General features: G+C 61.0%; 11 protein-coding genes. 4 read left to right on the forward strand and 7 right to left on the reverse strand.

Annotated features, from left to right (window positions below; all coding sequences use genetic code 11):
• The first annotated feature begins 2 nt into the window (after window positions 1-2).
• On the forward strand, window positions 3-1,307 hold the full coding sequence (gene guaD, locus C4J91_RS20025; RefSeq protein WP_124363915.1) for a guanine deaminase: 1,305 nt from the start codon (window positions 3-5) through the stop codon (window positions 1,305-1,307).
• A 139-nt stretch (window positions 1,308-1,446) separates the two neighbouring features.
• Here the strand turns inward: guaD and C4J91_RS20030 are convergent, their stop codons facing one another.
• Window positions 1,447-2,211, reverse strand: coding sequence for a GntR family transcriptional regulator (locus C4J91_RS20030; RefSeq protein ID WP_124363916.1), 765 nt, complete (start codon window positions 2,209-2,211; stop codon window positions 1,447-1,449).
• Between the two features lie 332 nt (window positions 2,212-2,543).
• Between C4J91_RS20030 and C4J91_RS20040 the strand changes: the two genes are divergently transcribed.
• Window positions 2,544-3,734, forward strand: coding sequence for a benzoate/H(+) symporter BenE family transporter (locus tag C4J91_RS20040; protein ID WP_124363918.1), 1,191 nt, complete (start codon window positions 2,544-2,546; stop codon window positions 3,732-3,734).
• Window positions 3,735-3,771: 37 nt separating this feature from the next.
• Here the strand turns inward: C4J91_RS20040 and C4J91_RS20045 are convergent, their stop codons facing one another.
• The gene (locus tag C4J91_RS20045) at window positions 3,772-4,116 is read right to left on the reverse strand and encodes a YggL family protein (RefSeq protein ID WP_010208515.1); all 345 of its coding nucleotides are present in this window, start codon (window positions 4,114-4,116) and stop codon (window positions 3,772-3,774) included.
• A 236-nt stretch (window positions 4,117-4,352) separates the two neighbouring features.
• Here C4J91_RS20045 and dacB point away from each other — a divergent pair, with 236 nt between their 5' ends.
• Window positions 4,353-5,813, forward strand: a complete 1,461-nt coding sequence (gene dacB, locus C4J91_RS20050; RefSeq protein WP_124363919.1) for a D-alanyl-D-alanine carboxypeptidase/D-alanyl-D-alanine-endopeptidase — start codon at window positions 4,353-4,355, stop codon at window positions 5,811-5,813.
• Window positions 5,814-5,815: 2 nt separating this feature from the next.
• On the opposite strand, the gene C4J91_RS20055 is transcribed toward dacB, so the two are convergent.
• Both C4J91_RS20055 and rlmKL read right to left on the reverse strand, forming a co-directional pair.
• Window positions 5,816-8,203, reverse strand: coding sequence for a GGDEF domain-containing protein (locus C4J91_RS20055; RefSeq protein ID WP_124363920.1), 2,388 nt, complete (start codon window positions 8,201-8,203; stop codon window positions 5,816-5,818).
• Between the two features lie 131 nt (window positions 8,204-8,334).
• Entirely contained in the window at window positions 8,335-10,599 is a 2,265-nt protein-coding gene (rlmKL, locus tag C4J91_RS20060; RefSeq protein ID WP_124363921.1) for a bifunctional 23S rRNA (guanine(2069)-N(7))-methyltransferase RlmK/23S rRNA (guanine(2445)-N(2))-methyltransferase RlmL, read from the reverse strand.
• A 532-nt stretch (window positions 10,600-11,131) separates the two neighbouring features.
• Here rlmKL and rmf point away from each other — a divergent pair.
• The gene (rmf, locus tag C4J91_RS20065; protein ID WP_002553055.1) at window positions 11,132-11,347 is read left to right on the forward strand and encodes a ribosome modulation factor; all 216 of its coding nucleotides are present in this window, start codon (window positions 11,132-11,134) and stop codon (window positions 11,345-11,347) included.
• Between the two features lie 132 nt (window positions 11,348-11,479).
• On the opposite strand, the gene C4J91_RS20070 is transcribed toward rmf, so the two are convergent.
• The 3 genes from C4J91_RS20070 to C4J91_RS20080 form a co-directional block, all read right to left on the reverse strand.
• Window positions 11,480-12,499 carry a quinone-dependent dihydroorotate dehydrogenase gene (locus C4J91_RS20070; protein ID WP_124363922.1) on the reverse strand — a complete coding sequence of 340 codons (1,020 nt, stop codon included), beginning with the start codon at window positions 12,497-12,499 and terminating at the stop codon, window positions 11,480-11,482.
• An 85-nt stretch (window positions 12,500-12,584) separates the two neighbouring features.
• Window positions 12,585-13,019 (reverse strand): transglycosylase SLT domain-containing protein, encoded by a 435-nt coding sequence (locus tag C4J91_RS20075; RefSeq protein WP_124363923.1) that lies wholly within the window; start codon window positions 13,017-13,019, stop codon window positions 12,585-12,587.
• Between the two features lie 19 nt (window positions 13,020-13,038).
• Window positions 13,039-13,425, reverse strand: a complete 387-nt coding sequence (locus C4J91_RS20080) for a winged helix-turn-helix domain-containing protein (RefSeq protein ID WP_124363924.1) — start codon at window positions 13,423-13,425, stop codon at window positions 13,039-13,041.
• Window positions 13,426-13,448: the final 23 nt, after the last annotated feature.

Here is a 13,448-nt window from a genome sequence, read left to right on the forward strand (position 1 = left end):
GCATGCCTTTGACCCGCAAAGCCTACCGCGCCGCCATCCTGCACAGCATCGCCGACCCCGCCGAGGTCGGCATCGACGCGTCCTATGAGTATTTCGAAGACGGCCTGCTGGTGATCGACAACGGCCGGATCAGCGCGCTTGGCCACGCCGGCGACCTACTGCCAACCCTGCCCGCCGACATCGACGTCACCCACTACCAGGATGCGCTGATCACCCCTGGCCTGATCGACACCCATATCCACCTGCCGCAGACCGGTATGGTCGGCGCCTATGGCGAGCAGTTGCTGGACTGGCTCAACACCTACACCTTCCCGTGTGAAAGCCAGTTCGCCGACAAGGCGCACGCTGACGAAGTGGCGGATATTTTCATCAAGGAACTGCTGCGCAACGGCACCACCACCGCGCTGGTGTTCGGCAGCGTGCACCCGCAGTCGGTGAACGCGTTCTTCGAAGCCGCCGAAAAACTCGACCTGCGCATGATCGCCGGCAAGGTGATGATGGACCGCAATGCGCCGGATTATCTGACCGACACGCCGGAATCCGGCTATCAGGAAAGCAAGGCGCTGATCGAGCGCTGGCACGGCAAGGGCCGCCTGCATTATGCGGTCACGCCACGTTTCGCCCCCACCAGCACGCCGGAGCAACTGGCGTTGGCCGGGCAACTGCTGGGGGAGTATCCGGACCTGTATATGCAGACCCACATCAGTGAGAACAAGCAGGAAGTCGAATGGGTGAAGGCGTTGTTTCCAGAGCGCAACGGCTATCTGGACGTGTACGACCACTACAAACTGCTCGGCGAACGCTCGGTGTTTGCCCATGGCGTGCACCTGTGCGACGACGAATGCGCACGGCTGGCAGAAACCGGCTCGGCCGTGGCGTTCTGCCCAACGTCGAACCTTTTCCTCGGCAGTGGCCTGTTCAACCTGCCGATGGCCGAAAAGCACAAATTGAATGTGGGCCTGGGCACCGACGTGGGCGGCGGCACCAGCTTCTCGCTGCTGCAAACCTTGAATGAAGCCTACAAGGTCATGCAGTTGCAGGGTGCGCGGTTGAGCCCATTCAAGTCGCTGTACCTGGCGACCCTGGGCGGTGCGCGCGCGCTGCGCCTGGAAGACAAGATCGGCACCTTGCAGCCAGGCACGGATGCGGACTTTCTGGTATTGGACTACAACGCCACGCCGTTGCTGAGCTATCGTTTGAAGCAGGCCAATACCATTGCCGAGACGTTGTTCGTGCTGATGACGCTGGGGGATGACCGGACGGTGTTGCAGACCTACGCGGCGGGACAGTTGGTGCACCAACGCTGATTCCAGCCACACCACAAAACAAATGTGGGAGGGGGCTTGCCCCCGATAGCGGTGGACCAGTCAACTGATTCAGTGACTGACACTCTGCTATCGGGGGCAAGCCCCTCCCACATTTTTTATCCCAGGTGAGTCAGGGAAATTACAGTTTTACCGAAGAGCGCCCTGGCTTCTTGGTCTGCAACAAATGCGAGAACACCGCATGCAGATCATCCGACGCGCTTTCCTCGTCGAGGTTGAGCTTGCTGTCGATGTGGTCCATGTGATGCATCATCAAATCCACCGCCAGCACCGCATCCCGGGCTTCGATCGCGTCGATCAGTTGGGTGTGTTCATCGTAGGAACAGTGCGAGCGGTTGCCGCTTTCGTACTGGGCGATGATCAAGGAAGTCTGGGACACCAGGCTACGCTGGAAGCTGATCAGCGGCGCATTCTTCGCCGCTTCAGCCAGCTTCAAGTGGAATTCGCCGGAGAGACGGATGCCGGCGCCACGGTCGCCACGGGAGAAACTGTCGCGTTCGTCGTTGACCATCTGGCGCAACTGGGCCAGTTGCTCAGCGGTAGCGTGCTGCACCGCCAGCTCGGTGATCGCCCGCTCCACCAGGCGCCGCGCCATGAACACTTGGCGGGCCTCGTCGACGCTCGGGCTGGCGACGACCGCGCCACGATTGGGCCGCAGCAACACCACGCCCTCATGGGCCAGGCGCGACAACGCGCGGCGAATGATGGTGCGGCTCACGCCGAAGATTTCGCCCAGTGCCTCTTCACTCAATTTGGTGCCGGGTGCCAGGCGTTGTTCGAGGATCGCCTCGAAGATATGCGCATACACGATATCGTCCTGGGTTCCGCTGCGACCGGCCTTGCCGGCTCGCGGTTGTTTCTTGAGAGGTTGCAACTGTTCGTTCATGGGCACTCGGGTTTGGAGAACGGCGGCGAATTAACGGTAATACGGCAACAGCGAGTCGCTGGCAAGTATCACCTGAAAACAGGGCACATTGTACACAACCCACTGCGCCAACACACTGTACGGCTGTTTGCGGCGTCGGCTGTATTGCAATGAGTCGTTGCGTTTGAGTTTAGGCTTGATTCCACGATTTCCCACGCGCTCTTTGTAGGAGCGAGCTTGCTCGCGAAAAACCTGAGAACGCCACGGTTATTCAGGAAGCTCGCGTTATTGTTGACGTTTTTCGCGAGCAAGCTCGCTCCTACAAGAAAGCCTGACACAAGGATCATCTTTCCATGACCGACGCCACCCAAGCGCCTTTGCGCCCGCTGGCCGACACTTCACCCTCGGCCATCGTCGCCGGTTTCATCGCCATGATGACCGGCTACACCAGCTCGCTGGTGCTGATGTTCCAGGCCGGCCAGGCCGCCGGTTTGACCACGGCGCAGATTTCTTCGTGGATCTGGGCGCTTTCCATCGGCATGGCGGTGTGCAGCATCGGCCTGTCCCTGCGCTATCGCACGCCGATCACCATTGCCTGGTCCACACCCGGCGCGGCACTGTTGATCACCAGCCTGGGCGGGGTCACCTACGGCGAGGCCATCGGCGCCTACATCACTTGCGCGGTGCTGGTGACCCTCTGCGGGCTGACCGGCAGCTTTGAAAAGCTGGTCAAGCGCATCCCTGCCTCACTGGCGGCGGCGTTGCTGGCGGGGATTCTGTTCAAGATCGGCAGCGAAATCTTCGTCGCCGCGCAGCATCGCACCGGCCTGGTGCTGGGGATGTTTTTCACTTACCTGGTCATCAAGCGCCTGTCGCCGCGTTATGCCGTGCTGGCTGCACTGGTGATCGGCACCCTGCTGTCGGGCTTGATGGGGCTGCTGGACTTCAGCGGCTTTCACCTGGAAGTCGCGGCACCGGTGTGGACCACGCCGCACTTCTCATTGGCGGCGACCATCAGTATCGGCATCCCGCTGTTCGTGGTGGCGATGACCTCGCAAAACATGCCGGGTATCGCCGTGCTGCGCGCCGACGGCTACAGCGTGCCGGCCTCGCCATTGATCACCACCACCGGCCTCGCCTCACTGGTGTTGGCGCCCTTTGGCTCCCACGGCATCAACCTGGCGGCGATCAGCGCGGCGATCTGCACCGGGCCGCACGCCCATGAAGACCGCAACAAGCGCTACACCGCCGCCGTATGGTGCGGGGTGTTCTACGGGATTGCCGGGGTGTTCGGCGCCACCTTGGCGGCATTGTTCGCAGCGTTGCCCAAGGAACTGGTGCTGTCGATCGCGGCCCTGGCGTTGTTTGGCTCGATCATCAATGGCCTGAGCATCGCCATGAATGAGCCGAAGGAACGGGAAGCGGCGCTGATTACCTTCATGGTCACCGCGTCAGGCTTGACGTTGTTTTCCATCGGTTCGGCGTTCTGGGGAATTGTGGCGGGGGTGTTGACGCTGCTGATCCTGAACGGACGCAAGGCATAAAAAAACGGCGACCCTAAGGTCGCCGTTTTTTTCAGTATCACTTAGCCGCGTTGATCGGCTTTTCCGGATACCACACGTCCAGCAACGGGCTGACTTCAGCCTTGGTCAGCTCGGAACGGGTTTTCAGCCAGGCTTCGACAGCAGCACGCTGCTCTTCGGACACCGAGCCGCGCTTCTGCAGGCAAACCAGACCGTAGTCATCGCCGCCGACATAGCCCAGACCGTTGGCTTCCATGGCTTCTTTGATGAATGCTTCGAGGAAAGCGTCGATAGCTTCTTCACTCAGGCCTTCTTTGAAGTCCAGGTTCAGTTCGAAACCCAGCTCTTGAAATTCATCAACGCACAGTTTTTTGCGCAGACGCTGGGAACGGTTAGTCGCCATTGGAACAATCCTCATAAGTAATAACGGGCGGCACTTTAGCAGTTTAAGGCGGCAATTGCCCGACTCTCTGGGACGGGCGGCGCTTAAGCGATAAAAAAACCCCGATTCCCCGCTATCGTTCAGCTACACGTAAGCTCCGCTTGGGGCATAATGCCGACACTTTCATGACCAATGAGGGATTTTCTTCCATACCCCTCGCCTTTTTCACCCTTCTCAGCAGTAGGGTTTTATTTCTTATGATCAAATCTTTACGTTCTGTTTTACTCGCCGGTGTTCTTCTGCCACTGGCCGTTTGCGCCACCGCCGCCCCCGTCAACAACACCCTGCCCCCCAGCGTTGCCCAGGCCCTCCAGAAGGCAAAATTGCAAAACACCGCATTGTCCCTGGTGATGCTGCCCTTGAACGGCCCCGGTACGCCGACCGTGTTCAATGCCGACGTGTCGGTGAACCCGGCCTCCACCATGAAACTGGTGACGACCTACGCGGCCCTGGAGATGCTCGGCCCCAACCATCAGTGGAAAACCGAGTTCTACACCGACGGCGTACTCAGCGGCGGTGTGTTGCGCGGCAACCTGTACCTCAAGGGCGGCGGCGATCCCAAGCTGAATATGGAAAAACTCTGGCTGTTGATGCGCGACCTGCGCGCCAACGGCGTACAGCAGGTCACCGGCGACCTGGTGCTGGACCGCAACTTCTTCCACCAGCCGCAATTGCCGGAGTTCAATGACGACGGCAACGACGAGAACAAGCCGTTCCTGGTCAAGCCCGATGCGCTGCTGGTCAACCTCAAAGCCCTGCGCTTCGTGACACGCAACGATGCCGGGCGGGTGATCGTGTCGGTCGAGCCGCCGATTGCGAGCATTCGCATCGACAACCAGGTGAAAGTCTCCAACGCCAAACAGTGCACTGGCGATGTGCGCTACAGCCCGATGACCGCCGCCGATGGCAGTATGACCGTGACCGTCAGTGGCCAGTTGGCGGACGGCTGCAGTTCGCAGACCTATCTGTCGCTGCTCGACCATGCCACCTACACCGCCGGCGCCGTGCGTGCGATCTGGAAGGAATTGGGCGGCACCATCCAGGGCCGCGATATCCAGGCGCCAGTGCCCAAGGATGCCAAGGTCCTGGCCCGAGCATTCTCGCCGGACCTGGCGGAAATCATCCGCGACATCAATAAATACAGTAACAACACCATGGCCCAGCAACTGTTCCTGAGCCTGGGCGCGCAGTTTCGCAACGATGCCGATGGCGACGATGCCAAGGCCGCGCAACGCGTAGTACGTCAGTGGCTGGCGAAAAAAGGCATTACCGCGCCACACTTGGTGATGGAGAACGGTTCCGGCCTGTCCCGCGCCGAACGGATCAGCGCCCGCGAAATGGCGGCCATGCTGCAAGCGGCCTGGAAAAGCCCCTACGCCGCCGAGTACATCAGCTCGCTGCCGATCGCCGGCACCGACGGCACCATGCGTAAACGCCTGAAGACCACCGCCATGCGCGGTGAAGCCCATGTGAAGACCGGAACCTTGAACACCGTGCGCGCCATCGCCGGGTTCAGCCGTGACAACAACGGCAACACCTGGGCGGTGGTGGCGATTCTTAACGACTCCAAGCCGTGGGGCGCGTCGTCGGTGCTGGACCAAGTGCTGCTGGACCTGTATCGCCAGCCGAAGGCGGTTGCAGCCGCACCGGTGCTCTAGACCTATTCAACGCCGCTGCCACAGAGCTCCACCCGGTCCCTGCCCGTCTGCTTGGCGGTATACACCGCCGAGTCCGCGCGCAGCAGCAACCCGTCAATGCCTTCATCGACACGCCAGCTGGCCACCCCAAAGCTGGCGGTGACGATGCCCGCTGGCGCCATCGGCGTGCTGCGCAACGACTGCCACAACTGCGTCGCCAAGTGGTAAGCCTGGGCGCCATCGGTGTGCGGGCATAGCACCACGAATTCTTCCCCACCCAACCGACAGAACACGTCGGTGCGGCGCAAGCGTTTGCTGATTCGCCTGCACAGCTCCTGCAACACACCGTCCCCGGCGCCGTGCCCGTACTGGTCATTGACCCGCTTGAAGTGGTCGACATCCAGCATGATCACCGACAGCGCCCCCGACGTGCGGGTGTGGCGCAGCAGTTCGGCTTTCATGCGGTCCTGGAAATAGCGGCGATTGTGGATGCCCGTCAGGGAGTCAGTGATGGACAGCGTGCGCAACTCTTCTTCCACGCGCTTGAGGTCGGAAATATCCGACACATAACCGTGCCACAACGTACCGCCGCCGGGTAATTCCTCCGGCGTGGCCTCGCCACGAATCCAGCGCAGGCCGCGCTGGGGCAACTGCACGCGATACTCTTCGCGCCAATGGCTCAGTTGCAGCGCCGACAAGCGTATCGACGCGCGTACCCGCTCAAGGTCCAGGGGGTGAATGCGTTCCAGGACTTTGCCCGCATCCTGCTGCAACACACCAAGCTCGATCTCATAGATATCGCGCATGCCTTCGCTGGCGTAAATGAAGCGCCAGCTGTTGTGGGGCTCCAGGGTGAACTGGAAAATGCCGCCAGGCACATGGGCACTGAGCTTTTTCAGCAAGCGATCGCGCGCGGCCAACGCTTCGTAGGCGCGCTTCTGCTCGGTAACATCCAGGTAAATCGCCAAGTGCCCGACCCACAGGCCATGGTCATCCAGCAACACCGTGACCAGCATATTGACGGTCAACGGGCTGCCGTCCTCGCGCACCAACGTCCACTCGCGGGCATCCTGTTGACCGTCGGGACTTTCCACCAGCATCGCCTGACTCGGCGCGATACGCTTGCCCAGCGACACACTCAAGCGCGTGGCGCGGGTCTCGAGCTCGGCGGCCAGGTGCAGACTTTCCAACGTCAGGCGGCCCACCACGTGCTCTCCCTTGAAACCCAGCATCCGCTCGGCCCCGGCATTGAACATGTTGATGACACCGCGCAAGTCCGTGGCAATGATTGCGACGTGCGTCGCTGCATTCAGCACGCTGCGCAATTGACCATGCGCGCCCCGTAGCTCCTGTTCACGCATGCGCAACTGAGCGGTACGCTGCTCCACCAGGGTCAACGCCCGCTGGCGTTGGCTGACCAACACATAAAGCAAGGCACTGAGCAGCACACTCAGCAGCACGCCCATAATCAGTATGGTGTTGGTCGAGGAATGGTTGGCCTTGTCGAATACCTCACTGGCACGCAGGCTCAGCGCGTAGACGTGGTCACCGAGGGTAAGACGTCGGGCGGCGACAAGGTCGCTGCCGCCCGGCGCATTGCTGGACGCATACAGCACACGCTGCTCAGTGTCGGAGGTGTCGACGATCTGCATCGCCAGGTTATCCCGGTTCGCCTTGGGCAACCCATCGGCCACCAGTTGGCGCATGCTGATCACCGCCATGACGTAACCGTACGGCTGGGCATCGAGCGTCTTGCTGACCGGCGCCACCAGCAGCACCCCTGCGGCATAGGCCGGTTCCACGCCCACCAACTGCATGGGCTGGGACACCGCCACCTTGCCGCTTTTCTGCGCACGCTCCAGCACAGCGCGCCGCAGGGGTTGGGCCAGCAGATCAAACCCCAACGGCGAGCCCAACAGACTTTGGGTCTGGCTGTATAACACCGGTACATATTCATCGCGCTCGGAAGCGGGCGCCAACTCACCCTCCGAATTCAGTTCACGGATGTTGAAAGGTACGCCGCGCTGGCGCGAGATGTCCTGTTCAAACCGGCTGCGCTGATCCCGAAGCACACGCGGCGCCCAGGCATAGGCACGCGCATGCAACAACAAAGGCTGGGCGAAGCCGTCAAACTCGCTGCGAGACACTTCGCCGGAATTGACGAAGAAGCGGCGCAGGCTATCCAGGCGCAGTTCCTGGTCTTCGAAGCGCTCCTGAATCCGGCTGTAGCGCTCATTGACCAGCAACTGGAAGCGCTGGCGCACCTGCTGCTGATTGAGGTCGGCAGCGGCCCACGCGATGACCAGGGTCAGCGCGCTACCGATTGCCAGCACCACCAATGCCACCAGCCAAGCCGATGCCTGTTCACTGATAAAACCAAGGATCTTCGGGCGTACGGCTTGCATTGGCATAGGCGATACTCACAACGCCAGCGTGCGGGGGGTGTCACTTTGGCTGGACGTTAAGTTATAGCCATCGGTGGGGGGTTTGACCAGCGTAAATACCTGCGGTGGCGAGGGAGCTTGCTCCCTCGCCACACGCATCAGCGTGCGGTAATTTTCCAGGCGCGGTGGATCTTGGCGTTACGCGCGAAATCCGGGTCGATGGTCTTGTCGCTGATCTCCTCGACCGCATAGCGTTCGCTGAGGTTGTCTTCCAGCTGGAACTTGCGGAAGTTGTTCGAGAAGTACAGCACGCCGCCTGGCGCCAGGCGCGCCATGGCCAGATCGAGCAATTGCACGTGGTCACGCTGCACGTCGAAAATGCCTTCCATGCGCTTGGAGTTGGAGAAGGTCGGCGGGTCGATGAAAATCATGTCGAACTCATCGCGACTGGCTTCCAGCCACGCCATCACATCACCTTGTTCCAGGCGGTTCTTGTCGGAAAAGCCGTTGAGGGAGAAGTTGCGACGCGCCCAGTCCAGGTAGGTCTTGGACAAATCGACACTGGTGGTGCTGCGCGCGCCACCCTTGGCCGCGTGCACGCTGGCGGTGGCGGTGTAGCAATACAGGTTGAGGAAACGCTTGCCCGCCGCTTCCTTCTGAATGCGCAGGCGCATCGGGCGGTGGTCGAGGAACAGGCCGGTGTCCAGGTAGTCGGTGAGGTTGACCAGCAGCTTCACGCCACCTTCGCTGACCTCGGTGAACTTGCCCTGGGCGCTCTGACGCTCGTATTGCTTGGTGCCGCTCTGACGCTCGCGACGCTTGACCACCACGCGACTTTTGTCGACGTTCAGTGCCTGGGGAATTGCCGCGAGCGCGTCAAACATGCGCGCCGAGGCTTTTTCCGGGTCGATGGACTTCGGCGCGGCGTATTCCTGCACATGCACCCAATCGTGATACAGGTCGATAGCCATGGAGTACTCCGGCATATCGGCGTCGTATACGCGGTAGCAATCCACGCCTTCACGCTTGGCCCACTTGCCCAGCAGCTTGAGGTTCTTCTGCAGGCGGTTGGCGAACATTTGCCCACCCTCGCTCAAGCGCGCCTGTTCGACCACCGGGGCCGGGGCTGGCTTGATCGGGTTGCCATTCTTGTTGTACTGACGCTCCACCGGCTCGGTCGGGGCCTGGTCGTAAGCCGCTTGCTCACGTTCAGCCTGGCGCTGCTCCGGGGTACGACGCTCGCCGGTGACAAACTGATCCGGGTTGACCTTGATCAGCAACAATTTGCACGGCAACGCGCCGTTCCAGAACGAATACTGTTTGTGGCTGCGGATGCCCATGCGCTTGCCCAGGTCCGGCGCGCCGGTGAACACTGCGGCTTCCCAGCCCATGCAAGCCTGGCGCAGACGCTCGCCAAGGTTCTGGTAGAGGTACAACAGGCTGGCCTCGTCCCCCAAACGCTCGCCGTACGGCGGGTTGCAGATCACCAGGCCTTTCTGGTTCTGGTCCGGGCGCGGCTCGAACGTGCCGACTTCGCCCTGGTACACCTTGATCCAGTGGCTCAGGCCGGCGCGCTCGATGTTGTTGCGGGCCGGCTGGATCAGACGCGGATCGGCTTCATAGCCACGCACCCACAGCGGGGTTTTGTTCATGCCGATAGCGGCACGTTCGGTGGCCTCGGCGTGCAGCTTCTTCCACAACGCCGGGACGTGTCCGAGCCACGTGGTGAAGCCCCACAGTTCGCGATTGAGGTTGGGCGCCATGTCGGCAGCGATCATTGCGCCTTCGACCAGGAAGGCGCCGACGCCGCACATCGGGTCGGTCAATGCGCCGCCTTCGGCAGCGATGCGCGGCCAGCCGGCGCGGATCAGGATCGCGGCCGCCAGGTTTTCCTTCAACGGCGCGGCACCCTGCTGCAGGCGGTAGCCGCGCTGGTGCAGGCTGTGGCCGGACAGGTCCAGGGACAGGATGGCTTCGCCACGGTCCAGGCGCAGGTGGATGCGCAGGTCCGGGTTGATCTTGTCGATGGACGGACGTTCGCCAGTCGGGGTGCGCAGCTTGTCGACGATTGCATCCTTGACCTTCAGCGCGCCGAAGTGGGTGTTGTCGATGCCCGAGCCGTGACCGCTGAACTCCACCGCCAGCGTACCGTCGCTGACCATGTGGTCGGCCCATTCGATATCCAGCACGCCGTGGTAGAGGTCCTCGGCGTCCTTCATCGGGAAGCGCTTGAGCACCAGCAACACCCGGTTGGCCAGACGCGACCACAGGCACAGGCGGTAGGCGGTTTCCATGTCGGCCATGCCGCGCACGGCCGAGGTGTGCTCGCGGGCGTCCTCAAGGCCAAGCCCGATGGCTTCCTCGATCAGCAGGCCTTCGAGGCCCTTGGGGCAGGTGAGGAAGAGTTCAAAACGGTCCGACATGGGGCATTCCAGGCTTTTCAGCAATCAATGAACGGGCGACGCATCGCCGGTTCGGTTTTCAATCAAGCACTTTTCTTGAAGAGTGCTCGCGTGGCACGAATGTGCCGCTCCACCTCGTCTGACGGGCCTTTGGGCCTTTAGTGACGGGGCAGAAGAAGAATTTGAAGCAACAAAAAGAAATATTCCGACCCTTCGTCGAATAATAACCGACTGCAACAGGTGGGCATTCTCACCAAAGGATTAAACACATTCTCTTCGCAGGGCACATCATAGCTGGCTTTGCCCTGGAAAAGGGGCGAAAAGCCATCCCAGCTTATGGCTATAGCATCGTTATCGTTACGTGCTTATGACAAAACGATCATTGAATCCATGTGACCTATTGGTTAGAACTCAACACAGGTTGGCGCCGTAACGACGCCGACACATCGGCTCGCCACGCCGGCAGCGAGCCCACCAACGGCAGAAAAACTCTGCCCGGCCTCACACGAGGCCGAAGGATATCTAGACAGTCAACAAGTGAGGGAAACACCCTATGAGAAGACTTAAGCGTGATCCGTTGGAAAGAGCATTTTTACGCGGATATCAATATGGCGTTCATGGAAAATCCCGTGAGCTTTGCCCATTTACTCTACCGTCGGTGCGCCAAGCCTGGATCAATGGCTGGCGAGAAGGACGAGGCGACAACTGGGACGGTATGACTGGCACTGCGGGTATCCACAGACTCAACGAACTTCACGCCGTCGGCTAATCAGGGCACTTAATTCCGACACATCAACTTGAATATGTAGCGACTTAACCACGCACGTCCTATCCGGGCGGCGGGCTTCGGCCCAGGGGCTCCTTTATGGAGCCCTTTTTATTGCCTGGCGCACAAGCGCCTTCAGCGCAGGGCGGCGATCGCGTCCACCGCTTCGCGAATCAGCGCGGGGCCTTTGTAGATGAAACCGGAGTACAGCTGCACCAGGCTTGCGCCCGCCGCAATCTTTTCAGCCGCGTGTTTGCCTTCGGTGATACCCCCCACGGCGATGATCGGCAAGCGCCCCGCCAGTTCGGCCGCCAGCACCTTGACGATATGGGTGCTTTTGTCCCGTACCGGCGCGCCGGACAGACCGCCCGCCTCGTCACCGTGAGCGAGGCCTTCGACGCCCACACGGCTGAGGGTGGTGTTGGTCGCGATCACCGCATCCATGCCAGCGTTCATCAGGGCCTGGGCCACCAGCACGGTTTCTTCATCGCTCATATCGGGAGCGATCTTGATCGCCAATGGCACCCGCTTGCCGTGGCGCACTGCCAGGTCTTCCTGGCGCTGGCGCAATGCTTCGAGCAATTGCTTGAGGGAGTCGCCGAACTGCAGGCTGCGCAAGCCCGGGGTGTTGGGCGAGCTGACGTTGACGGTGACGTAGCTGGCATGGGCGTAGACCTTGTCCAGGCAGATCAGGTAATCGTCCACCGCGCGCTCTACCGGCGTGTCGAAATTCTTGCCGATGTTGATACCGAGGATGCCCTTGTACTTCGCCGCCTGAACCCGTGACAACAAATGGTCCACACCCAGATTGTTGAAGCCCATGCGGTTGATGATCGCCTCGGCTTCCGGCAGGCGGAAGATCCGGGGCTTGGGGTTGCCCGGTTGCGGCCGAGGCGTCACGGTGCCGATTTCGACGAAACCGAAACCCAACTGCGCAAACCCGTCGATTGCCGCACCGTTCTTGTCCAGGCCGGCCGCCAGCCCGACCGGATTGGGAAATTCAAGGCCCATCACCGACACCGGTACTTTCGCCGCAGCCTTGCATACCAGGCCATTGAGCCCCAGGCGGCCACCGGCACCGATCAGGTCCAGGGACAGATCGTGGGAGGTTTCCGGGGAGAGTTTGAACAACAGCTGGCGGGCCAGGGTATACATGGGCGGGCTAGACTCGGATGGCGGCGAAAGGTGGCGCGATTATAGCCGGGGACACACGCTGCATGCGAGGCGTGCCGCCCAATCGTCAATTACGATGGGCCATCAGTGCCGCATAACGGGCCCAGACTTTTTCGGCGTAGCGCATGCGCAACGCGTCACGCTCCGCCCCGGCGCCCGCTCCCACATTGTAGGAACCCACCGCCGTCCAGTTATAGCCGAAACGCTGAACGAACCCGGCGAGAATCGAGGCACCGACCTCCACCGACAAACACGGCTCGCTCAACAGCCGCTCTTCGGTAATGCCCAGCTTGAGCAGGCGAGGCAAGTGACTGCTGTTGATTTGCATCAAGCCGATATCATGCGTGCCATTAGCGTTGGCATAGTTGATCGCTTCTGCGCGGTACCCCGACTCTACCGCTGCGATGGCCTGCAGCAACTCCGGCTCGAAGTCGTAACGACGCGCCACTTCATCCCAGCAGTAGGCCAGGGCCTGGTTGCTGCCCATCAGCACGCCCAGCATCAGGCCCCTGCTCCACACTTTAAACACTGCTGATCTGCCCGCACGCCGAACACACGTGCATGACGTGCTTGGGCTCGGCGTTCCGGACCTGCACAGGGCAGGTAAAACGGTAGCCCTTGCCATACACGGTCTTGATAAACCCCTTGTCGGCCTTCAAGTGTCTACGCAAGGCGTAGATGCAACGTGTCAATGACTCATCAGCCACCTCGCCCCGGGGCCAGGCAAGCGCCAACAAGCGGTCCTTGGTCATCAACGAACCGCCGGAAACCAGCAACAGTCGGAGCACGCTCCCCTCTTTGGGCGGCAGTTGAATATCGGTTTCCCTACCCGTGAGCCGACCATCTTCATGCAAGGTCCAGTGAGCGAAAACCAGGGAATTTGTCGATTCTTCAATTCCGATGTCCATAAGGCGTCCTGCACATTCGACTG

It is taken from the genome of Pseudomonas sp. R3-52-08, assembly GCF_003851745.1.
GTDB lineage: Bacteria > Pseudomonadota > Gammaproteobacteria > Pseudomonadales > Pseudomonadaceae > Aquipseudomonas.

What these genes read in the sequence shown, in the direction of transcription:
- guaD (WP_124363915.1), top strand. Translation starts at nt 3, where the DNA reads ATGCCTTTGACCCGCAAAGCCTACCGCGCCGCCATCCTGCACAGCATC.
- C4J91_RS20030 (WP_124363916.1), bottom strand. Translation starts at nt 2,211, where the DNA reads ATGAACGAACAGTTGCAACCTCTCAAGAAACAACCGCGAGCCGGCAAG.
- C4J91_RS20040 (WP_124363918.1), top strand. Translation starts at nt 2,544, where the DNA reads ATGACCGACGCCACCCAAGCGCCTTTGCGCCCGCTGGCCGACACTTCA.
- C4J91_RS20045 (WP_010208515.1), bottom strand. Translation starts at nt 4,116, where the DNA reads ATGGCGACTAACCGTTCCCAGCGTCTGCGCAAAAAACTGTGCGTTGAT.
- dacB (WP_124363919.1), top strand. Translation starts at nt 4,353, where the DNA reads ATGATCAAATCTTTACGTTCTGTTTTACTCGCCGGTGTTCTTCTGCCA.
- C4J91_RS20055 (WP_124363920.1), bottom strand. Translation starts at nt 8,203, where the DNA reads ATGCCAATGCAAGCCGTACGCCCGAAGATCCTTGGTTTTATCAGTGAA.
- rlmKL (WP_124363921.1), bottom strand. Translation starts at nt 10,599, where the DNA reads ATGTCGGACCGTTTTGAACTCTTCCTCACCTGCCCCAAGGGCCTCGAA.
- rmf (WP_002553055.1), top strand. Translation starts at nt 11,132, where the DNA reads ATGAGAAGACTTAAGCGTGATCCGTTGGAAAGAGCATTTTTACGCGGA.
- C4J91_RS20070 (WP_124363922.1), bottom strand. Translation starts at nt 12,499, where the DNA reads ATGTATACCCTGGCCCGCCAGCTGTTGTTCAAACTCTCCCCGGAAACC.
- C4J91_RS20075 (WP_124363923.1), bottom strand. Translation starts at nt 13,019, where the DNA reads ATGCTGGGCGTGCTGATGGGCAGCAACCAGGCCCTGGCCTACTGCTGG.
- C4J91_RS20080 (WP_124363924.1), bottom strand. Translation starts at nt 13,425, where the DNA reads ATGGACATCGGAATTGAAGAATCGACAAATTCCCTGGTTTTCGCTCAC.